Below are 12,718 nucleotides of genomic sequence, written 5' to 3' on the forward strand. Positions count from 1 at the left end.
GCGGTCGGTCATGCATGTCCTCGGGTTCGGTCGGGGGATCCCTGTGCGGCGAGTTCGAGCGTCCTGGCGAGCATGGGGCCCACCACGTCGGACTCGGTGAGGAAGCCGTCGTGACCCGCCGGGCTGTCGATCACCACCAGTGGATCGGCGCCGGGCAACAGCGCGGCGAGCTCCTCCTGCTGGCGCAGGGGATAGAGGCGGTCGGTGGTCACCCCGCCGATCACACAGGGAACGGGACAGGAGCGCAGGGCCTGTTCGACCCCGCCTCGTCCCAGGCCCACGTCGTGACGGTTGAGTGCGTCGGTGAGCAGGACATAGGTGCAGGCGTCGAAGCGGGAGACGAGCTTGCCGGCCTGGTGGTCGAGGTAGGACTGCACGGCGAAGCGCCCCGACATCGACAGGTCCTCGCCCCGGGGGTCCTCACCGGGTTGCGGACGGTTGGCGAACCGCTCGTCCAGTTCCAGCTCTCCCCGGTAGGACAGGTGCGCGATGCGACGGGCGATCCCGAGTCCGGCGACGGGGGTGCGGCCGGTGCCGTGGTACCCGCCCTGCTGCCAGTGGGGGTCGGAGGTCACGGCCATGATCTGCGCGGTCTGCACCCCGATCTGGTCCGCGGAGGCGCGCGCCCCGACCGCGAGGACACAGCCCGCCCGGACGCGGTCCGGATGGGTGACCATCCACTCGAGGGTCCTGGCCCCGCCCATGGAACCGCCGATCACCGCGGCCCACCGCTCGATCCCCAGCAGGTCGGCCAGGACCCGCTCGGCCTCCACCATGTCGCGGACGGACACGGCCGGGAAGCGGGCGCCCCAGTAGTGGCCGTCGGGGTGCAGTGAACTGGGGCCCGTCGACCCCCGACACCCGCCGAGCACGTTGACCGACAGCACGCAGTAGCGGTCGGTGTCCAGCGGCAGCCCGGGCCCGACGAGTCCGTTCCACCACCCGGGCGTCGGGTGGAGCGAGTCCACGGAGCCGACCACGTGGGAGTCCCCGGTCAGCGCGTGTTCGACCAGGACGATGTTGGACCGGTCCTCCGAGATCCGGCCCCACCGCTGCACCGCGAGGGTCACCCCCGGGAGGACGACACCCGTGACCAGCGTGAGGTCGCCGATGGCGACACGGCCGAGGGTGCCGTCGCCCGGGGGCAACAGCGCGAGTGGATCGGTGGGGCGGACCATGCGGGCGGACGTCAGGAGAGCGCGGCGAAACCGAGCTCGAGGTCACCGATGATGTCGTCGACGGCCTCGATGCCCACCGACAGACGGACGGTCGCCGTGGTGACCCCGGCGATCGCGTTGGCCTCGGGCGTGCCCTGGGAATGGGTGGTGGTGGCCGGGTGGCACACCAGCGACCGGACGTCGCCGATGTTGACCAGGCACGAGTGCAGCTTGAGCGCGTCGATGAACGTCCACGCCCGCGTCGTGATGTCCTCCTCGGACGCGCCCTGCGGCACCGCGAGGTCGAACGTGACGATCGCGCCCGCACCCTTGGGGGACAGCTTCTTCTGCAGCGCGTTGTACGGCGAGGAGGCCAGGCCGGCGTACTGGACGCCCGCCACGTCCTCGCGCGCCTCGAGCCACTCGGCCACCCGCTGCGCGTTGGACACATGGCGCTCGATGCGCAGGCTCAGGGTGTCGATGCCCTGGACCAGGGTCCACGCGTTGAACGGGGAGGCCGCCGCGCCGGTGTCGCGCAGGAGCGTCACGCGGGCCTTGAGCGCGAGGGCGGGCGCCCCGAGGTCGGCGTAGACCAGACCGTGGTACGCGGGATCCGGGGTGGTGAAGGACGGGAACACGTCCTGCCCGTCCCGCTGCACGCGCCAGTCGAACTTCCCGCCGTCGACCAGGACGCCGCCGAGGGAGGCGCCGTGGCCGCCGAGGTACTTGGTGGCCGAGGAGACGACGACATCCGCCCCCAGCTCCAGCGGGCGGATGAGGTACGGGGTGGCCACCGTGTTGTCGATGACGAGCGGAACCTGGTTGCGGTGCGCGACCTCGGCGATCGCCGGGATGTCGAGGATGTCGTTCAGCGGGTTCGAGATGGACTCGCCGTAGAACAGCTTGGTGTCCGGCCGTACCGCCGCCTGCCAGGAGGCGGGGTCGTCCGGGTTCTCCACGAACGTGGTCTCGATGCCGTACTTGGGCAGCGTGTGCCGGAGCAGGGTGTCGGTACCGCCGTAGAGGCGGGGGGAGGCCACCACGTGGCCACCGGACTGCGCGATCGCCTGGATGACCGCGGTCTCGGCGGCCTGGCCGGACGCGAAGAGCAGCCCGGCGACGCCGCCCTCGAGCGACGCGATGCGATCCTCCGCGGCGGCGACCGTGGGGTTGGTGATCCGGGTGTAGATCGGGCCCATCTCGGCGAGCGCGAACCGGTCCGCGGCCTGCTTGGCGTCCGCGAAGACGTACGAGGTGGTCTGGTAGATCGGCAGGTTGCGCGCACCGGTGTCGGAGTCGACCGGCTGACCGGCGTGGATCTGGCGGGTCTCGAAGGCCCAGTCGGGATTGCTGTTGTCGTACGTCATCGGGGCGGAGCCCCTCCTCTCGTCAGAAGGGTCCGGCCGCTTGACGACAGCGGACCCGCGCTTGCCTGTCACCCGGGTGGGTGGTGGCCAGGTCGTCTCCCGGGGCACCCCACCGCGGTGGAGGGTTGCCGTCCAGCGAGCCGGGGCTTGTCGCTGGAACTCATGACCTGGGGAGAGGTTAGCCTAAGCCGCTCGGCGGCGGCAACGAGGGGTAACGGCGCGCAGGGGCCTCTCGGGAACCGGGCGGATCCGTAAGATGAGGCGTACGTCACAGTGGTGCCGACACGCGGGCCCCGGAGGGGCGAGCGGGGAGAGAGGGTCCGATGGCCAGGATCAAGGTCGAGGGGACGGTCGTCGAACTCGACGGCGACGAGATGACCCGCATCATCTGGAAGTTCATCAAGGACGAGCTCATCCACCCCTACCTGGACGTGGACCTCGAGTACTACGACCTCGGCATCTCCAACCGCGACGCCACGGACGACCAGGTCACCGTGGACGCCGCCAACGCCATCAAGAAGCACGGGGTGGGGGTCAAGTGCGCGACCATCACGCCGGACGAGGCCCGCATGGAGGAGTTCGGTCTCAAGCGGATGTACCGCTCGCCGAACGGCACGATCCGCAACATCCTCGGCGGGACGATCTTCCGCGCCCCGATCATCATCTCCACCGTCCCCCGCCTGGTGCCGGGCTGGACCAAGCCGATCATCGTCGGCCGGCACGCCTTTGGCGACCAGTACCGCGCCACCGACTTCAGGGTGCCCGGAGCGGGCACTGTCACCATCACCTACACGCCGGCCGACGGTTCCGAGCCGATCGAGCACGAGATCGTCGAGATGCCGGACGACGGCGGTGTGGTCATGGGGATGTACAACTTCACCGAGTCCATCGAGGACTTCGCACGCGCGTCGTTCAACTACGGACTGCAGCACGGTTACCCGGTGTACCTGTCGACCAAGAACACGATCCTCAAGGCCTACGACGGCGCGTTCAAGGACATCTTCCAGGACGTCTTCGACCGCGAGTTCAAGGCGGATTTCGACGCCGCCGACCTGACCTACGAGCACCGACTCATCGACGACATGGTCGCCTCCGCGCTCAAGTGGGAGGGCGGGTACGTCTGGGCCTGCAAGAACTATGACGGCGACGTGCAGTCCGACACGGTGGCCCAGGGCTTCGGCTCGCTCGGCCTGATGACCTCGGTCCTGCTCACTCCGGACGGGAAGACCTGCGAGGCCGAGGCCGCGCACGGGACGGTCACCCGCCACTTCCGGCGGCACCAGCAGGGCGAGCCCACCTCCACCAACCCGATCGCGTCGATCTTCGCCTGGACCCGCGGGCTCGAGCACCGGGGCACTCTCGACAACACCCCCGAGGTCATCGAGTTCGCGCACCAACTCGAGGACGTCGTCATCTCGACCGTCGAGGGCGGCCAGATGACCAAGGATCTCGCCCTCCTGGTCGGCGAGGACCAGGACCACCTCACCACCGAGGATTTCCTCGCCGCCCTGGACCAGAACCTCAAGAGGGCCCGCGCCTGAGCGGCTACGGTGTCGGACAGTGGTCCATCTCACATGAGGGCCGCCGTCCGCCGACCCGCGAGCACCCGAGGAGCACCACGTGGACCAGAGTCCCCTGATCGACATAGGCCTGCCCGTCGCGCTGGCGATCATCATGGTCGGCATCGGGCTCAGCCTGACCAAGGAGGACTTCGCGGTCCAGGCCAGGTCGCCGTGGGCCACGATCGTCGGACTGTTCGGCCAGCTGGTCCTGGTGCCGCTGACGGGCGTGGTCGTGGCCCTGGTCTTCGGGCTCCCCGCGATGCTGGCCCTCGGCGTCGTCCTGGTCGCGGCGACCCCCGGCGGGGCGACGTCCAACCTCATCACCTATCTGGCCCGCGGCAACGTCGCGCTGTCGGTCATCCTCACCGCCCTGACCTCCGTGGCCGTGATCCTCACGCTGCCGATGTGGTTCGGTATCGGCGCGCGGGTCATCCCGGGGGCCTCCGACGCCGAGGTGACCGTCCCGCTCGGCCAGACCTTCGGGCTCCTCCTGGGTGTCATCCTCATCCCGGTCCTTCTCGGCATGCTCCTCCGCGCGAGGAGGCCCGCCCTGGCCGCCCGCATCGAGCGCTTCGTGGGCATCGTCGGACTCGTCGTCCTGGTGCTGCTCATCGTGGGCATCGTGCTCGGCGAGAGGGACCGCATCGTCGACCTCGTCGTGGCCGTGGGACCCGCGGTCGTCGTCCTGAACCTGGCTCTGATCGTGGTGGGCGGACTGCTCGCCTGGGTGTGCCGGCTGCGCCGCGCCGAACAGATCGCGATCGCGGTCGAGTTCGGCATCAAGAACACCACGTTGACCCTGCTCATCGCCTTCACCGTGATCGGCGACGAGGAGGTGGGGCTGGCCGCCGCCGTCTACAGCATCGTCATGTACGTCACCGCGTTCCTGGTGGTCTACGGCGGTCGGCGCCTCATGCGCACCGCCCCCTGATCGGGTCTGTCAGGGCGGGCCCGCGCAGGGGTGGGCGTAGCCTGCTCCGGTGACCACGAGCCCCGCCACCGGCCCCGCGCCGACCCCCCGCCGCGTGGCGGTCGCGATCCTCGCCCTGGCGCTGGGCGGGTTCGGCATCGGCGTCACGGAGTTCGCGGCGATGGGCCTGTTGAGGTCGATCGCCGACGACTTCGGGCTCACCGAACCACAGGCGGGACACGTCATCACCGCCTATGCGCTCGGGGTGGTCGTGGGCGCACCGCTGTTGACCGTGTGGACCTCCCGGTGGCGCCGCCGCACCCTGCTCCTGGTGCTCATGGCGTTGTTCACCGTGGGCAACACCGCCGCCGCCTTCGCGCCCTCCGCCGAGATCCTGGTGGCCGCGCGCTTCCTCGCCGGCATCCCGCACGGGGCCTACTTCGGTGTGGCCTCGCTGGTCGCGGCCTCGCTCGCCGGCCCGGGCAAGCAGGCTCGCGCGGTGTCGCTGGTCCTGCTGGGTCTGTCGGTGGCGACCGTGATCGGTGTCCCCGCGGCCACGTGGCTCGGGGAGGCCGCCGGGTGGCAGGCGGCCTTCCTCGCGGTCGGGGTGATCGGGGCACTGACCGTGGCGGCCATCTTCGTCGTCGTCCCCGAACCGTCGGGCGCGGTGGTGGTCAGGGCGCGCGAGGAGTTGGCCGCGCTGGCCCGCCCGCAGATCCTGGCGACCCTGGCCGTGGGCGGTGTGGGGTTCGGCGGGATGTTCGCCGTCTACACCTACATCCAGTGGACGATGGTCGACGTCGCGGGGATCGACCGCGGCTGGATGCCCGCAGTGCTGGCCGTCTACGGTCTCGGCATGGTGACCGGCAACCTGCTGGGCGGCGTGGTCGCGGACCGGGACCTCGACCGCGGGTTGGTCGCGATCGCCTCGGCCATGACCGTGGTCCTGGCCCTGTTCACGGTGGCCGCGCACCATCCGGTCACGGCACTGGTGGGCCTGTTCCTCGTGGGGGCGACGGGGTCGGCACTCGTGCCCGGACTGCAGGCCCGGCTGATGCAGTACGCGGGCCGGGGGCAGACGCTGGCGGCCGCGCTCAATCACTCGGCGCTCAACGCCGCCAACGCCCTGGGGGCGTGGCTCGGCGGAGTGGTGATCGCGCTGGGCTTCGGCTACACCTCCCCGGCCCTCGCGGGGGCCGCCCTCGCGGCGGCCGGATTGGCGATCCTCGTAGGCGCGGTTCTGGCCGCCCCCCGACCGGACCGGGACGTGGTCACGACGGGGTGAGCGCCGGCACGAGCCACCGGTCGAGCAGCGCCCGGACCTCGTCCTCCGGGCGCGGCACGTCCGTGGAGGAGTCCAACAGCGAGATGAGCAGTCGCATGATCATCTCCGCGAGACCGTCGAGGTCGGCGTCGGAGACCCCGGCGTCCGCCCACTCCACGGGGAACCGGCGCAGCATCGCCGAGCCGTAGTCGAGCATCATCGGCGAGGTGGCCGCCCGGCTGAAGGTGGCGGTGTCGCCGAGTTGCAGCAGCAGGTTGAGTCGTGGGTCGCTCGGCACCGTGCGCAGACAGAACAGGATGCCCTCGACCACGGCCTCCGCCGGGGTCCGGCTGCCCTCGAGGTGGGAGACCATCCGGTCGACGAAGTCCTCGGCACCACGAGCCGCGACGACGCTCACGATCTCGCCGATGCTCCCGAGGTGTCGGTACACCGTCTGCCGGGTCACGCCGAGCTCGGCCGCGACGTCGGAGAGCGTCGTCTTGGCGACCCCGTGCCGGTCGATCAGGCCGGCGGTGGCGTCGATGATGCGCTGACGCGCCTCCTCCTCGTCCGCCGGGGGCCGGCCGCCCCACCCGTGTCTCGCCATCGGATCAGGGTGTCACATCGGCCCCGCGCGTCCGCGGATCCCCGGTGCCCGCGGTGGTGCCGGGGGCGGAGTCGACCTCGCCGGAGGGGGACCGGGTCGCCAGGAGCGCCGCGACGACGAACCAGGTCGCGACCGCGAAGCAGGCGAGCGCGTACCACCCGCTCCCGATCGGGGTGCCTCCGGCGGTGACCCCGTCCGTCGCTCCCAGGAAGGCCGGGAGTGCCGCGATCCAGAACGCCGCGTGTACACCGACGTAGAGGGCAGGGTAGACGCGGACGAAGGCCGGTGAGGCGACCGGTGGCGTGGAGCCCCGCCAGGTCCGGCGGGTCCCGTCCGCCAGCAGCCACAGGCCGACGAGCCAGAGGATGCCGAGGAACGTCCAGAGGATGGTCCGTTGGAGGGTTCCCTCGCTCTCGGCGTCCACGCCGACCCTGGTGGGCGCGGCCAGGATCACCATGAGCACCGGGGTGAGCACCCCCGCGACGACGGTCCGCCAGGCCACCGAGCCGCCGCCGATGGGCGTTCCGGTGCGCCCGGGCCCGCCCAGGAGCGTGACGACGAGCCACACCATGACGCCGAAGGACACCGAGGCGAACACCCACATGCTGTTCATCGGTACGGAGGCGAACATCGGCGTGTTGATCATGTTGTCGGGGTTCCACGCCCACCACCTGAGCTGGGGCCCGAGTTGGTCGAAGATCTCGTAGAACACCTGGCTGGCGAACGCGGTGGCGATCGCCCCGATCGCGGCCCCGCGCCGGGCGAAGATCCCCAGGGCGCGGACGAGCTCGTAGGTGAGCTGTGAGATCACCGGGTAGAACGCCACGATGTACAGCGGCAGTCGGTCGAACATGAACTGCACGGTGAAGACGTTGTGGGAGAAGATGAAGCCCACGTAGTCCTGCAGACCGAACCACTCGGGGAAGTACAGCGGCGGCTCGATGACCGCCAGGTAGATCAGGGAGGCGAACCACAGCCCGAGGTTGACCGGGTCGCCGTCGCGCCTCCAGCGCCGCCACGCGTGCACGAGGGCGAAGACCGCACCGGCGATGATCAGCACCTCGAGCAGGGGCATGGTCCAGTGCTCGAGGGCGAACGGTGAGCGAACGGCCCCCACGGGGTGTGCGTCGTCGCAGGAGAAGCCGAGGAAATCGGCGACCTGCCGGGCATCGGGTTCACAGGAGTACGCCATCGCTCAGCCCTTCGTCTGTCGGGTCGCCGACCGGACGGCGGAGGCCGCCGGTTCGACGGGGTTCGCGGGATCGGAGTAGTCGGTACCGGGCGGGTCGAGGCGGATGTCGAAGCCACCCGGCACGCGGGTGCGGCCGAGCGCCTCGCGGACCTTGTGGCGCAGCAGGCCGTAGACGAAGCGCGGGTCCGTCATCATGTCGCGGAGCGACTTGTCGAGGTTGAACACCGCGGTGAACGTCTGCTCCACGTGGTCGTCCTCACGGGCGGCGGCGGTGATGGCGTTGAACACCGGCCACGACACCCGGGACATGATCCTGCGTCGCCACGCGGGCGCGACCTCCGTGCCCTCGGCGAAGTCGTATCCCTGGTCGCGGGCCATGGCCAGCATCCACGGCACTTCCAGCGACGCGCGCTGCCGGTCGAGGAACGCGCGGGTGAACGAGGAGTCGAGTGACCGGTGCTCGGCCAGGATGTCGGAGAGCACGACTGCCGAGCGGGCGGCCGAGCTCATCCCCTGCGCGTAGAACGGATTGAAGGCGCAGGCCGCGTCCCCGATGGCCACCAGGCCCAGCGGTGGGTGTGCCAGCTCGTCGTAGCGGCGCCACTTGTTGCCCGTGGCGCGGGTGAGGTGCACCTCCGAGATCGGGGTGCCGGCCCGCATGGCGGCGGCGAAGGTGGGCGCGCGGAGTCGGTCGGCGGCGGCCTCGAACGTCTCGGGCGTGCGCGGCATCCGGATCCCCCACGAGCCCATGCACGAGATCGCGAGGTCACCCTCGACAGGGAAGAAGTTGGAGAGGAACTCGTGCTCCTGCGGATGGGGGCCGGTGTCCTGGGTGGGGGTCAGGACCAGGTGCTTCCACCACCAGTTCGGCGGCCTCTCCGAGGCATCCGGGAGTTGGTACCAGCGGGAGGTGTAGGTGACCTTGGCGTCGAGGGTCTTCTCGGGGACGGCCGGCCAGCCGGCGGCCGCGATCCAGTCCCGGACCGAGGACCCGCGGCCCAGGGCGTCCACCACGAGATCGGCCTCGAGGATCCGGGTCTCGCCGTGCGCGTCGCGGTACTCCACCCCGGTCACTCGCCCGGCCGGTGTCCCGCCTCCGGTGGTGGACAGGCCCGACGCGGTCACGCCCTCGCGGATCTCGATGGTCGGCAGGTCGCGGACCTTCTCCCGCAGGACACGCTCGATGAGGATGCGGGAGGAGTAGATCATCGTCATGGTGCTGGTCTTGCGCGGCCCCCAGCCGTCCATCTCGCCGTAGGCCGCGTCCATCGAGGGCATCAGCAGCATCCCGCCGGCCTCGATGAGTGACTCCTCGAACCCGGGGAAGATCGTGCCGATCGCGCGTCGCCCGGCGTTGAGGACGAAGTGCGGGTGCTTGCTCTGGGGGACCCCGCGCCGGTGCTCGGCGCCGGGCGGAAGCTCGTCCCGCTCGAGGACCACCACCCTGTCGAAGTGCGGCGCCAGCACGCCGGCCGAACACAGGCCCGCCACGCTCCCGCCGAGGACCACTGCCGTCGCTCCGTGCATCCCGATCTCCTTCATTCATACAATGATTGTCGTAATGTATGAATGTATGCGCGGTGTGTCAACGGTCACTCTTCGGACGATCGGTAACCTGATCGGCGTGAGCCTCACCGTCAGCACCGTCAACGTCAACGGGATCCGCGCCGCCGTCAAGCAGCGGTCGGAGACCAACCTCGGATTCCTGCCCTGGCTGGAGGGCAGTGGCGCGGACGTGGTCGCGCTCCAGGAGGTCCGCGCCGACGAGGGCCAGACCCGTAAGGCGCTCGCTCCGGCCCTCGACGCCGGCTGGCACCTCGTCGGCTCCGCCTCCTCGCTCAAGGGCCGGGCCGGCGTCGCGCTGTTGTCCCGGCACGAGCCCGCGGAGGTGCGCATCGGGCACGGTGATCCCGAGTTCGACGAGTCCGGCCGCTACATCGAGGCGGTGTACCCCGGCGCCGTCGACGGGGAGACCGTCACCGTGGCCAGCCTCTACCTGCCCTCCGGGACGGCCGAGACCCCCAAGCAGGACGAGAAGGACCGCTTCATGGCGAGCTTCCGGGAGCACCTCGCCGAGAGCGCGAAGGTGGTCGGCGCCCGCGACGGTCACGAGATGATCATCTGCGGCGACTGGAACATCGCCCACCGCGAGGCGGACCTGAAGAACCACAAGGGGAACCACAAGAGCTCCGGCTTCCTGCCCCACGAGCGTGAGTGGATGTCAGAGTTGTTCGCCGACGCCAGCGGGTGGACCGACATCGTGCGCCATCGTCGCCCCGACGAGATCGGCCCGTACTCGTGGTGGAGCCAACGGGGCAAGGCCTTCGACAACGACGCGGGCTGGCGCATCGACTACCACGTGGTGACCGACGGCCTGGTCGATCGTGCCGTGGCCGATCGGGTGGACCGTGCGAGTGCCTACGACATGCGGTGGTCCGACCACGCGCCGGTCACCGTCGTCTACGAGTGACGACGACGAGGGCGTCCGCACCGGAGGGGCCCGCGATCGCGGATGCCGCGCGGCGAGCACATCCGTAACCTCGGCTCCATGCCGACGTATGCGACTGCCGACCGTCCTGACCGAGCCGGACTCGAGGAGTTCCTGCGCCCGCGGCACCGCGCGGTGCTCATCACGCGGAAGTCCTCGGGAGGGTTGCAGAGCTCGCCCGTGACCTGTGGTGTCGACTCTGAGGGCAGGCTCGTCGTGGCCACCTACCCGCAGCGGGCGAAGGTCGGGAACATCCGACGAGACCCGGCGGTCAGCGTGTGCGTCCTGTCCGACGATTTCACCGGCCCGTACGTCCACCTGGACGGCACCGGCGAGATCGTCGACCTGCCCGGTGCCGTCGAGCCGCTGGTCGAGTACTTCCGCAGCGTCGCCGGCGAACACAGCGACTGGGACGAGTACCGCGAGGCCATGGTGCGGCAGGGCAAATGCCTCATCCGGGTGACGATCGACGACTGGGGGCCGGTGGCGACGGGCGGGTTCCCGCCCGAGCAGGACCGGTCCACCGGCCGATGAGGGCGTGATCGGGGGGCCGGGGGCGCCGTGGGAAGATGGGCGCCATGTCTGAGCAGTCCACTTCCGCAGCTCCTGCGCCCACGACCGCCGCGACCGGGGCGCCCGCGACGCGCCAGCGCGTCCTGTCCGGCATCCAGCCCACCGCCGACTCCTACCATCTCGGCAACTACCTGGGCGCCGTGCGGCAGTGGGTGGACCTGCAGGACGACTACGACGCGTACTACTTCATCCCTGACCTGCACGCGATCACCGTCAGGCAGGACCCCAAGGAACTGCGCGAGCGGGTGTTCCGCGGGTGCGCGCAGCTGCTCGCGCTCGGGGTGGACCCCGCCCGCTCGGTGTTGTTCGTGCAGTCGCACGTCCCCGAGCATGCCGAACTGGCCTGGGTGCTGGGGTGCATCACCGGTTACGGTGAGGCCGCTCGGATGACGCAGTTCAAGGACAAGTCGTCCAAGCAGGGCACGGACGGGACCACGGTGGGGCTGTTCACCTACCCGGTGCTCATGGCCGCCGACATCCTGCTCTATCGCCCGCATCTCGTGCCCGTGGGGGAGGACCAGCGTCAGCACCTCGAGCTGACCCGCGATCTGGCGATGCGGTTCAACTCCCGCTACAAGAAGACCTTCGTGGTGCCCGAGGGCAAGATCCTCGAGGGGTCGGCGAAGATCTACGACCTGCAGGACCCCACGGCCAAGATGAGCAAGTCGGGGGAGAACCCCAAGGGGATCGTCAACCTGCTCGACGACCCGAAGGTCTCCGCCAAGCGCATCCGCAGCGCGGTGACGGACTCCGATGGTGACATCCGCTTCGACCGCGAGATGAAGCCGGGTGTGTCGAACCTGCTGACCATCCAGTCGGCGTTCACCGGGCGGCCGGTGGCGGACATCGTGGCCGATTACCAGGCTGCGGGGGCAGGGTACGGTGCGCTCAAGACCGACACCGCCGATGCCCTCGAGGCCTTCGTCACCCCGTTGCGCGGTCGGTTCGACGAGTACATGTCGGACAGGGCCGAGCTCGAGCGGATCCTGGCCGACGGAGCAGATCGTGCGAGGTCCGTGGCCGGGCCGGTGCTCTCGCAGGTCTACCAGGCGGTCGGGTTCACCGCTCCCCGCCGCGGCTAATCGGACCCGCTGATCCCGCTGCCGGGGGCTCAGCCCTCGCGGGTGCCCTGCTGGTAGATCTGCTTCCAGTCGTCGCCCGTGCGCTGCCAGATCGAACTGTGCACCGACGACGCCCCGCGGGGGCCGGAGGCACGCCACAGCAGGAGCACCACGTCATCGGCCAGGCGTCGCGTCTCCACGACCTCGAGTTCGACGCCGCCGGGGGAGACGTCGGCATCACCGAGTTCGCGGCGGGTCCACGTCCTGCCCGCCGGGTCGACCTGCCGCCACCGCACGTCCAGCAGCCGGGTGAGCTTCCTGCGGTCCCGGCGGACAGCGTCGGTGAGCAACGCCCGCTCGAGGTCCACCACCAGTTCCTCGGCCGCCGGGTGTGACGCGGCCGCGTCGGAGTCCATCGAGAACAGGTCGGGCTCGGACGTAACGGCGGGCTTTGTCGTCGTCGTGGTGTCCGCCGACCCGCTCGACCGCCGCGCCCCCGCGGACCCGGTGCCCCCGTCGGCGGCCGGGGGGACGGCC

12 protein-coding genes and 1 riboswitch are annotated in these 12,718 nt (G+C 70.4%); of the genes, 6 read left to right on the top strand and 6 right to left on the bottom strand.

Annotated elements, in window-relative coordinates; translation table 11 throughout:
- Positions 1 to 8 precede the first annotated feature (8 nt).
- Both metX and G6028_RS03015 read right to left on the bottom strand, forming a co-directional pair.
- Complete coding sequence (gene metX, locus G6028_RS03010) at positions 9 to 1,178, bottom strand: homoserine O-acetyltransferase MetX (protein ID WP_179524717.1); 1,170 nt, start codon at positions 1,176 to 1,178, stop codon at positions 9 to 11.
- 11 nt (positions 1,179 to 1,189) lie between these two features.
- Positions 1,190 to 2,524, bottom strand: coding sequence for an O-acetylhomoserine aminocarboxypropyltransferase/cysteine synthase family protein (locus tag G6028_RS03015; RefSeq protein WP_182618216.1), 1,335 nt, complete (start codon positions 2,522 to 2,524; stop codon positions 1,190 to 1,192).
- A 52-nt stretch (positions 2,525 to 2,576) separates the two neighbouring features.
- A riboswitch (SAM riboswitch) is annotated at positions 2,577 to 2,692 on the bottom strand.
- 155 nt (positions 2,693 to 2,847) lie between these two features.
- On the opposite strand from G6028_RS03015, the gene G6028_RS03020 reads away from it, so the two are divergent.
- The 3 genes from G6028_RS03020 to G6028_RS03030 all read left to right on the top strand — a co-directional run bounded on the left by G6028_RS03020 (position 2,848) and on the right by G6028_RS03030 (position 6,281).
- A complete protein-coding gene (locus G6028_RS03020) occupies positions 2,848 to 4,065 on the top strand; it encodes an NADP-dependent isocitrate dehydrogenase (protein ID WP_182618215.1) in 1,218 nt (405 codons plus the stop codon).
- Between the two features lie 79 nt (positions 4,066 to 4,144).
- Positions 4,145 to 5,017, top strand: coding sequence for a bile acid:sodium symporter (locus G6028_RS03025; protein ID WP_182639157.1), 873 nt, complete (start codon positions 4,145 to 4,147; stop codon positions 5,015 to 5,017).
- Between the two features lie 49 nt (positions 5,018 to 5,066).
- Positions 5,067 to 6,281, top strand: coding sequence for an MFS transporter (locus G6028_RS03030; RefSeq protein ID WP_338404133.1), 1,215 nt, complete (start codon positions 5,067 to 5,069; stop codon positions 6,279 to 6,281).
- On the opposite strand, the gene G6028_RS03035 is transcribed toward G6028_RS03030, so the two are convergent.
- The 3 genes from G6028_RS03035 to G6028_RS03045 are packed head-to-tail and all read right to left on the bottom strand — an operon-like array spanning position 6,268 to position 9,601.
- Complete coding sequence (locus tag G6028_RS03035) at positions 6,268 to 6,867, bottom strand: TetR/AcrR family transcriptional regulator (protein ID WP_182658009.1); 600 nt, start codon at positions 6,865 to 6,867, stop codon at positions 6,268 to 6,270. The two genes, G6028_RS03030 and G6028_RS03035, sit on opposite strands and share 14 nt — an antisense overlap.
- Positions 6,868 to 6,871: 4 nt before the next feature.
- Positions 6,872 to 8,059, bottom strand: a complete 1,188-nt coding sequence (locus G6028_RS03040; protein ID WP_206685725.1) for a hypothetical protein — start codon at positions 8,057 to 8,059, stop codon at positions 6,872 to 6,874.
- Positions 8,060 to 8,062: 3 nt separating this feature from the next.
- On the bottom strand, positions 8,063 to 9,601 hold the full coding sequence (locus tag G6028_RS03045) for an FAD-dependent oxidoreductase (RefSeq protein ID WP_241730498.1): 1,539 nt from the start codon (positions 9,599 to 9,601) through the stop codon (positions 8,063 to 8,065).
- An 82-nt stretch (positions 9,602 to 9,683) separates the two neighbouring features.
- On the opposite strand from G6028_RS03045, the gene G6028_RS03050 reads away from it, so the two are divergent.
- From G6028_RS03050 to trpS, 3 genes are all read left to right on the top strand, one after another.
- Positions 9,684 to 10,529, top strand: coding sequence for an exodeoxyribonuclease III (locus G6028_RS03050; protein ID WP_182644266.1), 846 nt, complete (start codon positions 9,684 to 9,686; stop codon positions 10,527 to 10,529).
- Positions 10,530 to 10,607: 78 nt separating this feature from the next.
- A complete protein-coding gene (locus G6028_RS03055; RefSeq protein ID WP_182658010.1) occupies positions 10,608 to 11,081 on the top strand; it encodes a PPOX class F420-dependent oxidoreductase in 474 nt (157 codons plus the stop codon).
- Positions 11,082 to 11,125: 44 nt separating this feature from the next.
- Positions 11,126 to 12,202 carry a tryptophan--tRNA ligase gene (trpS, locus tag G6028_RS03060; RefSeq protein WP_182658011.1) on the top strand — a complete coding sequence of 359 codons (1,077 nt, stop codon included), beginning with the start codon at positions 11,126 to 11,128 and terminating at the stop codon, positions 12,200 to 12,202.
- A 29-nt stretch (positions 12,203 to 12,231) separates the two neighbouring features.
- Here the strand turns inward: trpS and G6028_RS03065 are convergent.
- Positions 12,232 to 12,718, bottom strand: a 487-nt coding sequence (locus G6028_RS03065; RefSeq protein WP_182658012.1) for a nuclear transport factor 2 family protein, incomplete at its 5' end; no start/stop codon positions are given.

The sequence above is a fragment of the Dietzia cercidiphylli genome (genome assembly GCF_014145145.1).
Classification (GTDB): Bacteria; Actinomycetota; Actinomycetes; order Mycobacteriales; family Mycobacteriaceae; genus Dietzia; species Dietzia natronolimnaea.

What these genes read in the sequence shown, in the direction of transcription:
- metX (WP_179524717.1), bottom strand. Translation starts at nt 1,178, where the DNA reads ATGGTCCGCCCCACCGATCCACTCGCGCTGTTGCCCCCGGGCGACGGC.
- G6028_RS03015 (WP_182618216.1), bottom strand. Translation starts at nt 2,524, where the DNA reads ATGACGTACGACAACAGCAATCCCGACTGGGCCTTCGAGACCCGCCAG.
- G6028_RS03020 (WP_182618215.1), top strand. Translation starts at nt 2,848, where the DNA reads ATGGCCAGGATCAAGGTCGAGGGGACGGTCGTCGAACTCGACGGCGAC.
- G6028_RS03035 (WP_182658009.1), bottom strand. Translation starts at nt 6,867, where the DNA reads ATGGCGAGACACGGGTGGGGCGGCCGGCCCCCGGCGGACGAGGAGGAG.
- G6028_RS03040 (WP_206685725.1), bottom strand. Translation starts at nt 8,059, where the DNA reads ATGGCGTACTCCTGTGAACCCGATGCCCGGCAGGTCGCCGATTTCCTC.
- G6028_RS03045 (WP_241730498.1), bottom strand. Translation starts at nt 9,601, where the DNA reads ATGAAGGAGATCGGGATGCACGGAGCGACGGCAGTGGTCCTCGGCGGG.
- G6028_RS03055 (WP_182658010.1), top strand. Translation starts at nt 10,608, where the DNA reads ATGCCGACGTATGCGACTGCCGACCGTCCTGACCGAGCCGGACTCGAG.
- trpS (WP_182658011.1), top strand. Translation starts at nt 11,126, where the DNA reads ATGTCTGAGCAGTCCACTTCCGCAGCTCCTGCGCCCACGACCGCCGCG.